The organism is Nocardioides sp. GCM10028917 (assembly GCF_042666175.1).
In the GTDB taxonomy this organism is placed as follows: Bacteria; Actinomycetota; Actinomycetes; order Propionibacteriales; family Nocardioidaceae; genus Nocardioides.
Genome location: NZ_JBHTFL010000007.1, coordinates 371,510 through 386,407, shown reverse-complemented (window position 1 = coordinate 386,407; position 14,898 = coordinate 371,510). Strand labels below are relative to the sequence as shown.

The following is a 14,898-nucleotide window of genomic DNA, read 5'->3' as shown; positions in this document are numbered from 1 at the left end:
ACCCTCGACACGGTGGCCCTGGCGGCCACGGACGCCGAGCGCGAGCAGCCCTGGGCCGACCTCGGCCTCAAGACCGACGAGTACGCCCGGATCCGCGAGATCCTGGGCCGTCGTCCGACGAGCTCCGAGCTCGCGATGTACAGCGTGATGTGGAGCGAGCACTGCTCGTACAAGTCCACCAAGGTGCACCTCAAGCAGTTCGGCGAGATCCCGCAGGAGACGCCGGTCGGCAAGATGCTCGCCGGCATCGGCGAGAACGCCGGCGTGCTCGACATCGGTCAGGGCTACGCCGTGACCTTCAAGGTCGAGAGCCACAACCACCCGTCGTTCGTCGAGCCCTACCAGGGCGCCGCAACGGGCGTCGGCGGCATCGTCCGCGACATCCTCGCGATGGGCGCCCGCCCGGTCGCGGTGATGGACCCGCTGCGCTTCGGTCCCCTCGACGCCCCCGACACCGCGCGCGTGCTGCCCGGGATCGTGGCCGGCGTCGGCGGCTACGGCAACTGCCTCGGCCTGCCCAACATCGGCGGCGAGGCCGTCTTCGACGAGACCTACGCCGGCAACCCGTTGGTCAACGCCCTCTGCGTGGGCGTGCTGCGTCACGAGGACCTCCACCTCGCCAAGGCGTCCGGAGCCGGCAACCAAGTGGTCCTCTACGGCGCGCGCACAGGCGGCGACGGCATCGGCGGCGTCTCCGTGCTGGCCAGCGAGACGTTCGACGAGACCGGCCCGGCCAAGCGGCCGAGCGTGCAGGTCGGCGACCCGTTCATGGAGAAGCTGCTCATCGAGTGCACGCTCGAGCTCTTCGCCGCGGGCGTGATCGCCGGCATCCAGGACCTCGGCGGCGCCGGGCTCTCGTGCGCCACCTCCGAGCTCGCCTCGGCCGGCGACGGCGGCATGCACGTCGAGCTCGACCGCGTGCCCCTGCGCGACTCCACCCTTGCTCCGGAGGAGATCCTCATGAGCGAGTCGCAGGAGCGGATGATGGCGGTCGTCGAGCCATCTGATGTCGACGCGTTCATGGCGATCTGCGAGAAGTGGGACGTCGAGGCCGTCGTCATCGGTGAGGTGACCGACTCCGGACGGCTGCACATCGACTGGCACGGCGAGCGCGTGGTCGACGTACCCCCGCGGTCGGTCGCGCACGACGGTCCGACCTACCAGCGGCCGTTCGCCCGTCCCGCGTGGCAGGACGCCCTCCAGGCCGACGGTGCCGAGGCGCTGCCCCGTCCGTCGTCCGGCGCCGAGCTGCGCGACACCCTGCTCCAGCTCGTCGCCTCGCCCAACCTCTGCGACAAGTCGTGGATCACCGACCAGTACGACCGCTACGTGCAGGGCAACACCGTCCTGGCCCAGCCGGCCGACTCCGGCATGGTGCGCGTCGACGCCGACACCAACCTCGGCGTCTCGGTGTCCACCGACTGCAACGGCCGCTTCGCCAAGCTCGACCCCTACACGGGCGCGCAGCTCGCGCTGGCCGAGTCCTACCGCAACGTCGCCACCGGCGGCGCCCGCCCGCTCGCCGTCTCGGACTGCCTCAACTTCGGCTCGCCCGAGGACCCGGACGTGATGTGGCAGTTCGCCGAGGCCTGCCGCGGGCTCAAGGACGCGTGCCTCGAGCTCGGCATCCCGGTCACCGGCGGCAACGTCAGCCTCTACAACCAGACCGGCGAGACGGCGATCCTGCCGACACCGGTGGTGGCGGTCCTCGGGGTCATCGACGACGTCACCCGGCGTACGCCGACCGGCTTCGGCGCCGCGGGGGAGCGGGTCTTCCTGCTCGGTGAGACCCGCGACGAGCTCTCCGGGTCCGAGTGGGCGCACGTCGTGCACGGCCACCTCGGCGGGCTGCCGCCGGCGCTCGACCTCGCGGCCGAGCACGCGCTCGCCGCGCTGCTGCAGGACGCCGCCCGCGACGACGTCGTCACCAGCGCCCACGACCTCTCGGACGGCGGCCTGGCCCAGGCGCTCGCCGAGTCCACCTTCGCGGGTGACATCGGTGTCTCGGTCTCGCTGGCCGCGGTCGCCTCCGGCGACGCGTTCGTCGCGCTCTTCTCCGAGTCCACCGCCAGGGCGCTGGTGACGGTGACCGACGAGCAGGCCGACGCGCTGGTCGCCCTGGCCGAGCGCCACGGCGTACCCGTCACGCCGATCGGGCGCACCGGCGGCGACGCGATCTCGGTCGAGGATGCCTTCGACCTCCCGGTCGTCGAGGCCAAGGCGGCCTGGCGCGCGACCCTTCCGGCGGTCCTCGGCTCCTGACCGGCGGACTTCGACGCCGAAGTTCCCGCTTGTCGGCCGAAGTTTCAGCCGACAAGCGGGAGGTTCCCCGGATATCCGGGGATCGCGCAGCGACCGTCAGCTCGAGCGGCGCATCGCCCGCACCCCGACGACGAGCCCGAGGGCCGCGACGACGCCGGCGCCGAGGAACCCCTGCAGGACGACGTCGGCCGGGAAGGTCCCGGCGAACAGCGCGCGCGTCGCGTCGACGACGTACGTCATCGGGTTGAGCATCGAGATGACCTCGAGCCAGCGCGGCGCCCCGTCGACCGGCAGCAGCACGCCGGCGGTGAGGAGGGTCGGGAACAGCAGCGTCTGCTGGATCGTCCAGAACATCCAGTCCTGGCCCTTCGACGCCAGTGCCAGCGCGAAGGACAGCGCGCCGACCCCGACGCTGAAGATCGACAGGACGAGCGTGGCCACGAGCACCCCGCCGAGGTGCAGGTCGAAGCTGAACGGCGTGACGACCGCGACGATGATCGCGACCTGCATCAGCATCGGTACGACCTCCTTGAGCGCGCGACCGACCAGCAGCGCCGGACGGCCCAGCGGCGAGACCAGCTGCCGCTCGTGCGAGCCGGACTGCATCTCCTCCATCAGGTTGGCCCCGGTGAACGACGCCCCCATCAGCGCGGTCATGGCCACGATGCCGGGCACGAACCACTGCAGCGCCGCGCCGTCGGCCATCTCGGGGAGCAGCGGCGCGAAGAGGCCGAGGAAGACCAGCGGCTGGATCATCGCGAAGACCACCGCCATCGGCTCGCGCCACACGGGCTTGAGCTCGCGGTTCATCACGTTCCAGGTGTCGGCGACAAAGGTGCTCATGCTGCGACCTCGCTCTCGGTCTCGGTGGAGGGGGTGGGAGTGGCTCCGGTGGTGTCGGTGGACTGGGTCTCGCGCAGGCTGCGCCCGGTGAGGTCGAGGAACACGTCGTCGAGGGTGGGTCGCGCGACCTCAACCCGCGTCGGGGGTACGCCGTCCGCGGCCAGGTCCGCGAGCAGCTCACCCACCATCGCGGAGCCGTCCATGACCCGCAGGTCGAGCGAGGAGTCGTCGACCTCGACGCGAGCGTCGGGCACCCGCTCCAGCCGGGCGGCGGCCCGGGCGGAGTCGCCGGCCGAGCCGAAGCCGAGCCGGACCAGGTCGCCCAACCCGCTCTTGAGCCGGGCTGCGGTGTCGTCGGCGATCACCCGGCCGTGGTCGACGACCACGACGCGACCGGCGAGCGCGTCGGCCTCCTCGAGGTAGTGCGTGGTGAGCACGACGGTGCTGCCGGTCTCGGCGTGCAGCCGCCGGATCAGCTCCTGGAGGTTGGCGCGGTTCTGCGGGTCGAGGCCGGTGGAGGGCTCGTCGAGGAAGAGCACCCGCGGCAGGTGGACGAGCCCCATCGCGATGTCGAGCCTCCGGCGCTGTCCCCCGGAGAGGGAGGACACCTTGCGGTCGGCGACCGCGGCGAGGTCGAGCTCCTCGACCAGCTCGGCGGCGCGGCGCCGCGCGTCGACGCGGGACAGCCCGTGCGCACGGCCCTGGCTGATCAGCTCGTCGCGGCCGAGCTGGCGGTGCCCGGCACCGTTGCCCTGCCCGACGAAGCCGATCGCCCGGCGTACGTCGCGCTGGGCGCTGACGACGTCGTGGCCGGCGACGGTGGCCGAGCCCGACGTGGGGGCGATGAGGGTGGTCAGCATGCGCAGGGTCGTCGACTTCCCGGCGCCGTTGGGGCCCAGGAAGGCGACCAGCTCGCCCTGCCGAATCTCGAGGTCGAGGCCCTGCACGGCCTCGACCGTCTGCTTGCGCGAGGTGAAGTGGCGGGTCAGGCCACGCGTCACGATCGCCGGTCCGGTGTGGTGTTGGTAGGTCATGACATCGACGCTAGGGATCCATGCGGTCAGTTCCTGTCCGCATTGGCACCTAATCTGGATCCCATGAGCACGAGCGAGCGGATGCTGCGGCTGCTGTCCCTCCTCCAGACCCACCGCTACTGGTCGGGCCCGGAGCTGTCGGACCGCCTCGAGGTGAGCCCCCGGACCCTCCGTCGCGACGTCGACCGGCTGCGCGACCTCGGCTACACCGTGGACGCCGTGCGGGGCGCCGCCGGCGGCTACCAGCTGCGCGCCGGCGGTTCGCTCCCGCCGCTGCTGCTCGAGGACGAGGAGGCCGTCGCCATCGCGGTCGGCCTGCGCACGGCGGCGGTCGGCGCGGTCGGCGGGACCGATGACCGGTCGGTGCAGGCGCTGTCCAAGGTGCTGTCCCTGATGCCCCCGCGGCTGCGCCGCCAGATGGACGCCGTCGCGTCGCAGACCGACGCCCCCGGCCCGTGGGAGGGCGCGCCCGTGGTCGACGCGACGGTGCTGACGACGTTGGCCCAGGCTTGCCGCGACAGTGAGCTGCTGCGCTTCGACTACGCCGCGCGCGAGGCCGAGGTGAGCCATCGCCGCGTCGAGCCGCTGCGCCTCGTCTCCCTCGGCCGCCGGTGGTACCTCGTGGCCTGGGACCGCGACCGGACGGACTGGCGCAGCTTCCGCCTGGACCGGGTCACCGACCCCGAGCCCACCGGCCAGCGCTTCCGCCCGCGCGAGCTGCCGACCGACGACGCCCTCGCATTCGTCCAGCAGGGCATCCGCCGGATGCCCCAGCGCCACGCCGTACGCGTCCGCGTGGCGATGCTGGCCGAGGAACTCGCCGCCCAGGTGGGCCGCTGGGGGACCGTGAGCGCGGACGGCACCGGGTGCGTGCTCGAGATGAACGTCGACGACCTCGACTGGCCGGTGATGGTGCTGGCCGGCTCCGGCGCGGACTTCGTCGTCGAGTCGCCGCCCGAGCTGGCGGAGAAGGTCGCAGAGGTCGGCGCACGCTTCTCCCGCGTCGGCTAGGCCGCGACCGCTGTCTCGACCAGCTCCGGGTCGGCCTCCGGCACCCACTCCGAGGGACGCGGCACCGACCGGATCGACCGGCTCGAGGTGAGCAGGACGGCGAGCAGCGCGCTCGCCACGACCAGCGCGGTGATCGCCGTGGCGCCGCCCTGGTGCTCGAGCAGGGAGCCGCCGAGCAGCGGTGCCAGCGGCATCACCGACATCGACGCGAACTGGCTGGTGGAGCCGATCCGGCCCTGGAGGTGGGCGGGTGTGACGGCCATCCGGTAGGAGCTGATGCCGGCGTTGCCGACCGGGTTGAGCAGCAGCAGGAAGAACGTGCTCGCGCACGCGGTCCACACGCTCGACGAGACCGTCAAGGGCACGAGGGGCAGGCAGCACATCCAGCCGATGAGGACGGTCAGGCGGCCGGTCGGCATGCGGTGGATCAGGCTCGGGGCCACCACGGCGCCGACGATGCCGCCGAGGCCCGCGGCCATCGAGACCAGGCCGATCTGCGCGGCGGGCACGCCCTCGGCGATCATGCGGAGGAGCACGACGAAGAAGATCGCGTTGGTCACCAGGTTGGTCAGCGAGGACCAGAGCACCAGCGTGCGGAAGAACGGGCGCCGCCAGATGAACCGGAAGCCCTCGGCGAGCTGCCGGCCCAAGGGCTCGCGCCGACGGCGCGGTGCCGTCAGGTCGGTGCGCACGCGACTGACCGTGGCGCACGCGATCGCGTAGGTGATCGCGTCGACGGCGAACGGCAGCCACCGGGTGACGGCGTACAACGCACCGCCGAGCGGTCCCCCGAGCAGCGAGGCGACGTGCTGGCGAGCCTGGTTCTGGCTGAGCGCGGTCGGCAGGTCGTCCGTGGGCACGACCGACCGGATCGCTGAAAGCTGTGCCGGGTTGAACGCGCCGGCCGCCACGCCCGCGACCAGCGCGACCACGACGAGATGGGGGAGCGTGAGGCTGCCGGTCGCTCCCGCGACTGCGAGCGAGGTGTACGCCGCGCAGCCGGTGGCGCTGGAGACGAGCATGATCCGCTTGCGGTCGACCCGGTCGGCGAGCACACCGGCCGGCAGCAGCGTGGCGCACAGCCCGCCGAGGTATGCGGCCTCGACCAGGGCGGCAGTCATCGCCGAGCCGCTGAGGGCATAGGCGATGAGGGGGAAGGCGAACATCGACAGCGTGCTGCCGAGCTCGCTGACGGTGTCGCCGATCCAGAGCACGGTGAAGTCGCGGTTGCGCGAGAGCTGGCGGTATCCGGGCATGTCCGCACCCTATGTTGCGCACGTAATGTTGCGCAATAGTACGTGCGCAATTCGGGTAGGGTGGCGCCATGGTCGATCCCCAGCCCCTGAGCGACCCGCGCGTGCTGCGGGCGATCGCCCACCCGGTCCGCAACCGCATCCTCGACGAGCTCAGCGCGTCGGGGCCGGCGCGCGCGGCAGACATCGCGCGGGAGCTCGGAATCCCGGCCAACCAGGCCAGCTTTCACCTGCGCCAGCTCGGCAAGTACGGCCTCGTCGAGGAGGCCCCGGAGGAGGCGCGCGACAAGCGCGACCGGGTGTGGCGGGCCTCGGCGACGGGCGGCTACCGGGTCGAGCTGGGCAAGCTGGCCAAGGAGCCCGGCGGCAAGGCGGCCGTGGAGGTGTTCCGCTCCAACAGGCTCGCCTGGCTGCACCAGGTGGTCGACCGGTCCTTCGCGATGAGCCGGAAGAAGGGTCGCGGCGTCTTCGCCACCTCCGACCACGCGCTCAAGCTCACCGACGACGAGGCCGGCCGGCTGCGCCAGGAGATCGACGACCTCGTCGAGTCGTGGGCCGACCGCACGCGGGGTCGCGACCCGGAGCGCCGGACCTACCTGCTCGTGCAGATGGTGCAGCCCTACCCCGACGAGCCGACCGAGCCCGACGAGCCGACCGAGCCCGACGGGTGACACGACCGAGCCGGCGCGCCGTGCTGGCGGTCGGCGTGTCGGCCGTCCTCGCCGGGTGCGCCGACGAGACGTCCGGCAGGGTGGGAGGCGTGCCCAGCGAACCCGAGCGGATCACCTACGGCGACGACCCGAGCCAGTGGGTCGACCTGCACGTCCCCGCGGGGGGCGCCAGCCGGGGGCTTGTCGTCGTCCTGCACGGGGGGTTCTGGAAGGCGCAGTACGGCGCCGACTACGGCGCGCCGCTGGCCGAGGACCTGGTCGCGCGCGGCTGGACGGTCGCCAACGTGGAGTACCGCCGGGTCGGCAACGGCGGCGGCTTCCCTGCAACCCTCGATGACGTCCACACCGCGATCGGTGCGGTCGCCGCCGACGCACCGGGTCCGGTCGTCACGCTCGGTCACTCGGCCGGCGGGCACCTCGCCACCTGGGCGGGCGCCCGACTGCGCCTCGCCCGCTGGGCCGACGGCCCGGCCCTGACCCACGTCGTCAGCCAGGCCGGGGTGCCGGACCTGAGGGCGGCGGTCGCGGACGACCTCGGGGACGGCGCCGCGCTCGCGTTCCTCGGCGACCCCGACCCGGACGCAGCGACGTACGAGCAGGCCGACCCGCTGACCCAGGTGCCTCTCGACGTCCCGGTCTGGGCGGTCCACGCACGCGACGACGACACCGTCCCGTTCAGCCAGGCCGAGGCGTACGTCGACGCCGCGACCGCCGCGGGTGCCGAGGCCACCCTCGTCGAGGTCACCGGCGGTCACTTCGGGGTGATCGACACCGACAGCGACGCCTGGACGGCGTGCGTGGAGGTCCTCGACTCGATCGGGTGAGGCACCGTGAAGGCAGTTCGCACGCCGGCGTCGATCCGTCACGCTCAGCGAGCACCGACCTGGCGCGAACTGCCTTCACGGTGTCGGACTAGCCTCGGGGCGTGCCCGCCCGACTCAAGGTCCTGACCCCCGACCAGCTCGCGACGGCGCACGCCGACGGTGACACCCGGGCGCTGGTCAAGCACTACCTCGCCCGCCTCGAGTTGCTCGCCCCCGGGCGGTCGGTCGAGGTCCGGGTGCCGCCCTTCGCCGCCGTCCAGGTCGTGCCGGGTGTGCGCCACACCCGCGGCACTCCGCCGGCGGTCGTGGAGACCGACGGCGAGACGTGGCTGGCCCTCGCCACTGGTCGTACGACGTGGGGCGAGGCGCTCGACGCAGGGCTGATCGTGGCGAGCGGTGAGCGCACGGACCTCTCGCCGTACCTCCCGCTCTGAGTGCGCCCGCTCCAGACGGGTGAGAAGGGTCCGCGACGGGGGATGTTCAGCGGCGCCGGTTTCCGGTACGAAGAAGCATGGCGACCCTCACCGATGACCAGGTCCGCGAGCTCGACCTCTGGTTCCGTGCGGCCAACTACCTCTCCGTTGGGCAGATCTACCTGCTCGACAACCCGCTCCTCGAGCGTCCGCTCGAGCGCGACGACATCAAGCCCAGGCTGCTCGGCCACTGGGGCACCACCCCAGGGCTCAACCTCGTCTGGACCCACCTCAACCGGCTGATCCGCGAGCGCGACGTCGACGCGATCATCCTGTGCGGACCGGGCCACGGCGGGCCGGCGGCGGTGGCCAACGCGTGGCTCGAGGGCACCTACTCGGAGGTGTACCCCGCGATCGGCGACGACCGCGACGGGATGTCGAGGCTGTTCCGGCAGTTCTCCTTCCCCGGTGGCATCCCGAGCCACGTCGCCCCGGAGACGCCCGGCTCCATCCACGAGGGCGGCGAGCTCGGCTACGTGCTGTCGCACGCCTACGGCGCCGCGATGGACAACCCCGACCTCGTCGTGACCGCGGTGGTCGGCGACGGCGAGTTCGAGACCGGCCCGCTGGCCGCGAGCTGGCACGGCAACAAGTTCGTCGACCCGGTCAACGACGGCGCGGTGCTGCCGGTCCTGGCCCTCAACGGCTGGAAGATCGCCAACCCGACCATCCCCGCCCGGATCCCGCGCGAGGAGCTCGAGAGCCTGCTGCGCGGTTACGGCCACCACGTGATCACCGTCGAGGGCGACGACCCCGCCGACGTCCACCGCCAGATGGCCGCCGCGCTCGACGAGGCCCACGACATGATCCGGGAGACCTGGCGCGCGGCCCGCGAGGACGGCGACCTCGAGCGCCGGCCGTGGCCGATGATCTTGCTCGTCACGCCGAAGGGGTGGACCGGTCCGGCCGAGGTCGACGGCAAGCCGGTCGAGGGCACCTGGCGGGCCCACCAGGTGCCGCTGGCCGGCACGCGGGAGAACGACGAGCACCGTGCGCAGCTCGAGGAGTGGCTGCGCTCGTACGCCCCCGACGAGCTCTTCGGCGACGACGGCCGACCGGTCGAGGCGGTGCGCAGGCAGGCGCCGGTGGGCTCCCGGCGGATGAGCGCCAACCCGCACGCCAACGGCGGCCTGCTCAAGCGTCCGCTGCGCCTGCCCGACTGGCGGGAGAGCGCCGTCGAGGTGGGGCGTCCGGGTGCGTCCATCCACGAGCCGACCCGCGTGCTGGGGCAGTGGCTCGTCGGCGTGGTCCGCGACAACGACACCAACTTCCGCATCTTCGGGCCCGACGAGACCGCGTCCAACCGGCTCGACGCCGTCTACGAGGTGACCGACAAGGTCTGGGCGGGCGAGCTCGCCGACGTCGACGAGCACCTCGCCCGGTCCGGCCGGGTGGTGGAGATCCTCTCCGAGCACACGTGCCAGGGCTGGCTCGAGGGTTACCTCCTCACCGGGCGGCACGGGCTGTTCAGCTGCTACGAGGCCTTCATCCACCTCGTCGACTCGATGCTCAACCAGCACGCCAAGTGGCTCAAGACCACGCGCGAGATCGGGTGGCGTCCCCGCATCGCGAGCCTCAACTACCTGCTGAGCTCGCACGTATGGCGCCAGGACCACAACGGCTTCTCCCACCAGGACCCCGGGTTCATCGACCACGTGCTCAACAAGAAGGCCGAGGTCGTGCGCGTCTACCTCCCGCCGGACGCCAACACGCTGCTGTCCACCATGGCTCACTGCCTGGAGAGCGAGCACTACGTCAACGTCGTCGTCTCCGGCAAGCAGCCGAGCTTCGACTGGCTCGACGCCCAGCAGGCCGACCTGCACTGCGCCCGCGGCCTCGGCATCTGGGACTGGGCCTCGAACGACGACGGCGACCCCGACGTGGTCGTGGCGGCAGCGGGCGACGTACCCACCCTGGAGGCGCTGGCCGCGGTGTCCCTGATGCGGGAGCACCTGCCCGAGCTGCGCGTGCGCTTCGTCAACGTCGTCGACCTGATGCGTCTGCAGGACGAGCGCGAGCACCCGCACGGCCTGAGCGACCGGGAGTTCGACGCCGTCTTCACCACCGACAAGCCGGTCGTCTTCGCCTACCACGGCTACCCGTGGCTCATCCACCGGCTGACCTACCGGCGCACCAACCACGACAACATCCACGTCCGCGGCTACAAGGAGGAGGGCACCACGACCACGCCGTTCGACATGGTGATGATGAACGACACCGACCGCTACCACCTGGTGATGGACGTCATCGACCGCGTGCCCGACCTCGGTCCGCGCGCGGCCGCCGTCCGCCAGCTGATGGTCGACACCCGCCGAGTGGCCCGGCAGTGGACGCGCGACCACGGCGACGACCTCCCCGAGGTGCGCGACTGGCAGTGGGACGCCGGGGCCGATCCGGAGCGCGGCGGATCGCCGTCCACCACGGCCGACCCCGACACGGGAGCCGACAACCTCTAGCGTGCGCCCCATGAATGTGAGCTCGCTCGGCTTCCGCACCGACCTCGCCCTGCTGACCGCCTCCGGCAGCGTCGTGGAGGACCGCGGCACCCACCTCGTCGTCCGTACGCCGGACAACCCGACGTACTACTGGGGCAACTTCATCCTCCTCGCCGAGCCGCCCGTGCCCGGCGGTGAGCGGGAGGTGGTGGCCGCCTTCCACACCGAGTTCCCGGAGGCGCGCCACGTCAGCATCGGCATCGACGCGCCCGACCTCACCCCGGGGGCACGCGCGGCCTTCGAGGCGGCGGGGCTCGTCGTCGACGTGGCGTCCGTGCTCACCGCGTCCGAGCTGCAGCCGCCCCGCGAGGTGGAGGCCGAGGTCCGCCCGCTGCAGTCCGCGTCGGACTGGGAGAGCCGCGCCCGCCTGAGCCTCGCGATAGAGGAGCGCGACGACGAGGACTCGCACATGCGGTTCGCGCGCGGGCGCAACGTGCAGGAGCAGGCGCTCATCGACGCCGGCCGCGGCACCAGGTTCGGCGTCCTCGTCGACAACGAGGTCGTCAGCACCGCCGCCGTCTTCACCACCGAGGAGGGCGTCGCGCGCTTCCAGAGCGTCGAGACGCACCCTGACCACCGACGCAAGGGGCTGGCCGCGGCGGCCGTGGACGCGGCGGGCCGCTACGCCCTCGAGCACCTCGGCGCGCGGACGCTCGTGATCGTCGCGGACGACGACGGCGAGGCCATCGGGATCTACCGCCGGCTCGGCTTCGCCGACACCGAGCGCCAGCTGATGCTGGAGCGCCGGCACGGCGACCGGGCGTCTCTCGACGCGTGAACAGGGCCGGAAGCGGCTGGGTTTCGACGCGCAGTCGCGACCTCGCGAGCTCGGTCGCGCGCTTGCTCAACCTCCCGACCCACGCCGCGAGCGACTCCGTCGCTCCCGGCTAGGGTCGTGACATGACTGTCGACATCTCCGCCCGCCTCGCCGAGGTCATGCCCGGCATCCGCCGTGACCTCGAGGACCTCGTCCGCATCCAGTCCGTGTCCGCCGACCCGGCCCGCGCCGGCGAGGTCGAGCGCAGCGCCGAGGCCACTCGCGACCTGTTCGCGGCGGAGGGCTTCGAGTGCGAGATCGTGCGCGCCCACGACGGCGCGCCGCCCGCCGTGATCGCGAAGAAGGCCGGTCCCGAGGGCGCCCCGACGGTCCTGCTCTACGCGCACCACGACGTCCAGCCGGAGAACGACCACGCCGACTGGGACTCCCCGCCGTGGGAGCCGACCGAGCGGGGCGACCGGCTGTACGGCCGCGGTGCCGCCGACGACAAGGCCGGCATCGCCGCCCACCTCGGCGCGGTCCGGATCTTCGGTGACGACCTGCCGGTCAACCTGGTGATGTTCATCGAGGGCGAGGAGGAGGTCGGCTCCGACACCCTCGTCGAGCTGCTCGAGGCCCACAAGGAGCGCCTCGCCGCCGACGTCATCGTCATCGCCGACTCCGGCAACTGGGACATCGGCGAGCCCGCCCTCACTACGTCGCTGCGCGGCCTCGTCCGGATGGACGTCGAGATCCGCACGCTGACCCATGCCGTCCACAGCGGCATGTGGGGCGGCCTCGTCCCCGACTCGATCATGACGCTCAGCCGGGTCGTCGCCTCGCTCAACGACGACGCCGGCAACGTCGCGGTGGAGGGGCTGCACGCCGGCCCCGCCGCCGACGTGGAGTACCCCGAGGCCCGCCTCCGCGCCGAGTCCGGCGCCGCCGAGGGCATCGAGTGGATCGGCTCCGGCTCGGTCGTCGAGCGCCTGTGGACCAAGCCGTCGGTCAGCATCACCGGCCTCGACGCCCCCAAGGTCGAGGGCGCCTCCAACACCCTCGTCCCCGCCGCGCGCTGCCGCATCAGCATGCGGATCGCCCCCGGCGACACGACCGCCAACGCCGTCCAGTGCCTCCAGGCCCACCTCGAGAAGCACACCCCCTGGGGCGCGACCCTCACGACGACCGTCGTCGACACCGGCGAGGCGACGCAGATCGACGCCAGCGGTCCGGCGTACGACGCCGCGCGCGCCGCGTTCGCCGAGGCCTGGGACGGGACCGCCCCGGTCGACATGGGCGTCGGCGGCTCCATCCCCTTCATCGCCGAGTTCCTCGAGGCGTTCCCACAGGCGAGCGTGCTGGTCACCGGCGTCGAGGACCCCGACACCCGCGCCCACGGGGCCAACGAGGGCCTCCACCTCGCCGAGTTCGAGAAGGTCGTCAAGGCCGAGGCGCTCCTGCTCCGCAACCTCGGCGAGCTGCCCCGCTGACCGTGCCGACCTCGCCGAGCGGTGCGTGACGCAGGTTGTCGGGCGGCAGAACCTGCGTCACGCACCGCTGGCGGGGCGGGGGTACCCCCCGCGACCTGCGTCACACCCCGCTGACCGGGTGGTCCTCACGTGTGGCCTCCGTCGGTAGCGTGGCGGCCATGGCGACCTTCCGTGCCCGCGACCGCTCCTCGGCCGTGCTCCGCTCACCGCGCAGCGAGGTGTGGGCCGCCCTCACCGACGCCGACCTGATCGCGCAGATCACGCCCTACGTCACCGGCATCGACGTCGAGGGCGACCGGTGGACCTGGCGCATGGCCACCCTCCCGGTGCTGGGCATCTCCGTGGCACCGAAGTTCACCGAGGTGATGGACCTGCACCCCCAGGACCGGATCGTCTTCACGCACGACCCCAGCCGGCCCGACGAGATGACCGCCGTCACCGGCACCTACGACCTCACCGACCACGCAGGCGGCGGCACCGACGTGAGCATCGACCTCCAGATCGCCTGCAACCTCCCGCTGCCCGGCCTGGCCCGGCCCGCGGTCGAGCGCGTCATGGCGGGCGTCGTGAAGCACATGGGCACCGTCTTCTCCCGCAACCTCCTCAAGCACCTGGGCGAAGCATGAGGGTCCTCGTCCTCGGCGCCACCGGCTATATCGGTTCGCGCCTCGTGCCGCACCTGCTCGAGCACGGGTACGACGTCGTGGCCGCGTCGTCGTCGCCGCCGCGGCCCGACCGCTTCGGCTGGGACGACCGAGTGCGGGCGATCCGCTGCGACGTCACCGATCCCGCCGCCGTCGCGGCGGCGGTCGAGGACGTCGATGCGGTCGTGTACCTCGTCCACTCCCTCGACCGCAGCGACTTCAGGGACCGCGACCGGGTAGCGGCCGAGACCGTCGCGGCCGCGGTGGCCGACAGCGGCGTACGACGCCTCGTCTACCTCTCCGGGCTGGTCCCGCAGGTGCCCGAGGCCGACCTGTCGGCGCACATCGCCTCGCGGCTCGAGGTCGAGCGCATCCTCCTCGGCGCGACCGACGGCGCGGTCGCGCTGCGTGCGGGTGTCGTGGTCGGAGCCGGGTCGACGTCGTTCGAGATCATCCGGCAGATCGCGACGCTGTTCCTCGTGCAGCCCGTGCCGACGTGGATGCGCAGCTCGGTCCAGCCGGTGGCGGCCTCCGACGTGCTGCGCGCGATCACGGACGGTCTGGCCGACGACGGCCCGACCGGCGCGGTCGACCTCGGCGCCCCCGACGTCGTGGCCTACGCCGACCTGCTGCACGTCATCGGCGGCGGGGCCGGGCTGTCCCGCGTCCGCGTGCCCGCGCCGGTCGCCCCCACCGGGCTCGTCGGCCTCGGCGCAGCCCTCGCGACCACGGCGCCGTTCCACACCGTCACCGCGCTCATCGAGTCGCTGCGCCACGACATGGTCTGCCGGCCGGGCCACGCCTGGGCCCCGCGCTCGGGCGGTCCGCTCCTCGGCCTCGAGGAGGCGGTGCAGCGGGCGCTCACCCCGATGTACGCCGGCCCCGAGGGCGCGCTGCCCTCCGACCCCGACTGGACCCGGCCGCTTCCGCTGCTGGACGTCGTACCGCTCCCCGCCTCCGGGAAGGCGGCCGCCCGGCTCGCCCTCCACCGCCTTCGCGCGTTCCTCCCGGACGCCTGACGGCAGACACCTGAGGACGTGGCGGTCGCGGACCGGCCTACGAGCCGTCCACGGCGTCCTCAGGTATCGGCGGCTGGTCGCCAGTGCGGCGATCGGGCCGGGCGCCCGTAGACTCGGGCCGT

Annotated in this window: 13 protein-coding genes; 10 read left to right on the top strand and 3 right to left on the bottom strand. The window is 72.7% G+C overall.

Going from position 1 to position 14,898, the window contains the following annotated elements:
- The first annotated feature begins 12 nt into the window (after positions 1–12).
- Entirely contained in the window at positions 13–2,262 is a 2,250-nt protein-coding gene (purL, locus tag ACFQW6_RS11250; RefSeq protein WP_378547537.1) for a phosphoribosylformylglycinamidine synthase subunit PurL, read from the top strand.
- Between the two features lie 96 nt (positions 2,263–2,358).
- Here purL and ACFQW6_RS11245 read toward each other — a convergent pair whose 3' ends face one another.
- Both ACFQW6_RS11245 and ACFQW6_RS11240 read right to left on the bottom strand, forming a co-directional pair.
- Complete coding sequence (locus tag ACFQW6_RS11245) at positions 2,359–3,105, bottom strand: ABC transporter permease (RefSeq protein ID WP_378544664.1); 747 nt, start codon at positions 3,103–3,105, stop codon at positions 2,359–2,361.
- On the bottom strand, positions 3,102–4,139 hold the full coding sequence (locus tag ACFQW6_RS11240; protein ID WP_378544661.1) for an ATP-binding cassette domain-containing protein: 1,038 nt from the start codon (positions 4,137–4,139) through the stop codon (positions 3,102–3,104). Before ACFQW6_RS11240 ends, ACFQW6_RS11245 begins: the two co-directional genes overlap by 4 nt.
- Before the next feature lie 63 nt (positions 4,140–4,202).
- Between ACFQW6_RS11240 and ACFQW6_RS11235 the strand changes: the two genes are divergently transcribed.
- Positions 4,203–5,150 (top strand): helix-turn-helix transcriptional regulator, encoded by a 948-nt coding sequence (locus ACFQW6_RS11235; protein ID WP_378544658.1) that lies wholly within the window; start codon positions 4,203–4,205, stop codon positions 5,148–5,150.
- Here the strand turns inward: ACFQW6_RS11235 and ACFQW6_RS11230 are convergent.
- A complete protein-coding gene (locus tag ACFQW6_RS11230) occupies positions 5,147–6,406 on the bottom strand; it encodes an MFS transporter (protein ID WP_378544655.1) in 1,260 nt (419 codons plus the stop codon). The two genes, ACFQW6_RS11235 and ACFQW6_RS11230, sit on opposite strands and share 4 nt — an antisense overlap.
- Positions 6,407–6,474: 68 nt before the next feature.
- Between ACFQW6_RS11230 and ACFQW6_RS11225 the strand changes: the two genes are divergently transcribed.
- The 8 genes from ACFQW6_RS11225 (at position 6,475) to ACFQW6_RS11190 (ending at position 14,776) form a co-directional block, all read left to right on the top strand.
- Complete coding sequence (locus ACFQW6_RS11225; protein ID WP_378544652.1) at positions 6,475–7,074, top strand: winged helix-turn-helix domain-containing protein; 600 nt, start codon at positions 6,475–6,477, stop codon at positions 7,072–7,074.
- On the top strand, positions 7,071–7,898 hold the full coding sequence (locus tag ACFQW6_RS11220) for an alpha/beta hydrolase family protein (protein ID WP_378544649.1): 828 nt from the start codon (positions 7,071–7,073) through the stop codon (positions 7,896–7,898). Before ACFQW6_RS11225 ends, ACFQW6_RS11220 begins: the two co-directional genes overlap by 4 nt.
- Positions 7,899–7,999: 101 nt before the next feature.
- Entirely contained in the window at positions 8,000–8,332 is a 333-nt protein-coding gene (locus tag ACFQW6_RS11215) for a sterol carrier family protein (protein WP_378544646.1), read from the top strand.
- 77 nt (positions 8,333–8,409) lie between these two features.
- Positions 8,410–10,827, top strand: a complete 2,418-nt coding sequence (locus ACFQW6_RS11210) for a phosphoketolase (RefSeq protein ID WP_378544643.1) — start codon at positions 8,410–8,412, stop codon at positions 10,825–10,827.
- A 10-nt stretch (positions 10,828–10,837) separates the two neighbouring features.
- Positions 10,838–11,644 (top strand): GNAT family N-acetyltransferase, encoded by an 807-nt coding sequence (locus ACFQW6_RS11205; protein ID WP_378544640.1) that lies wholly within the window; start codon positions 10,838–10,840, stop codon positions 11,642–11,644.
- 122 nt (positions 11,645–11,766) lie between these two features.
- The gene (locus ACFQW6_RS11200) at positions 11,767–13,113 is read left to right on the top strand and encodes a dipeptidase (protein ID WP_378544637.1); all 1,347 of its coding nucleotides are present in this window, start codon (positions 11,767–11,769) and stop codon (positions 13,111–13,113) included.
- Positions 13,114–13,271: 158 nt separating this feature from the next.
- Positions 13,272–13,739: an SRPBCC domain-containing protein gene (locus tag ACFQW6_RS11195; protein ID WP_378544635.1), complete on the top strand. Its 468-nt coding sequence runs from the start codon at positions 13,272–13,274 to the stop codon at positions 13,737–13,739.
- Positions 13,736–14,776 (top strand): NAD(P)H-binding protein, encoded by a 1,041-nt coding sequence (locus tag ACFQW6_RS11190; protein ID WP_378544633.1) that lies wholly within the window; start codon positions 13,736–13,738, stop codon positions 14,774–14,776. The genes ACFQW6_RS11195 and ACFQW6_RS11190 overlap by 4 nt, the downstream gene beginning before the upstream one ends.
- Positions 14,777–14,898 lie beyond the last annotated feature (122 nt).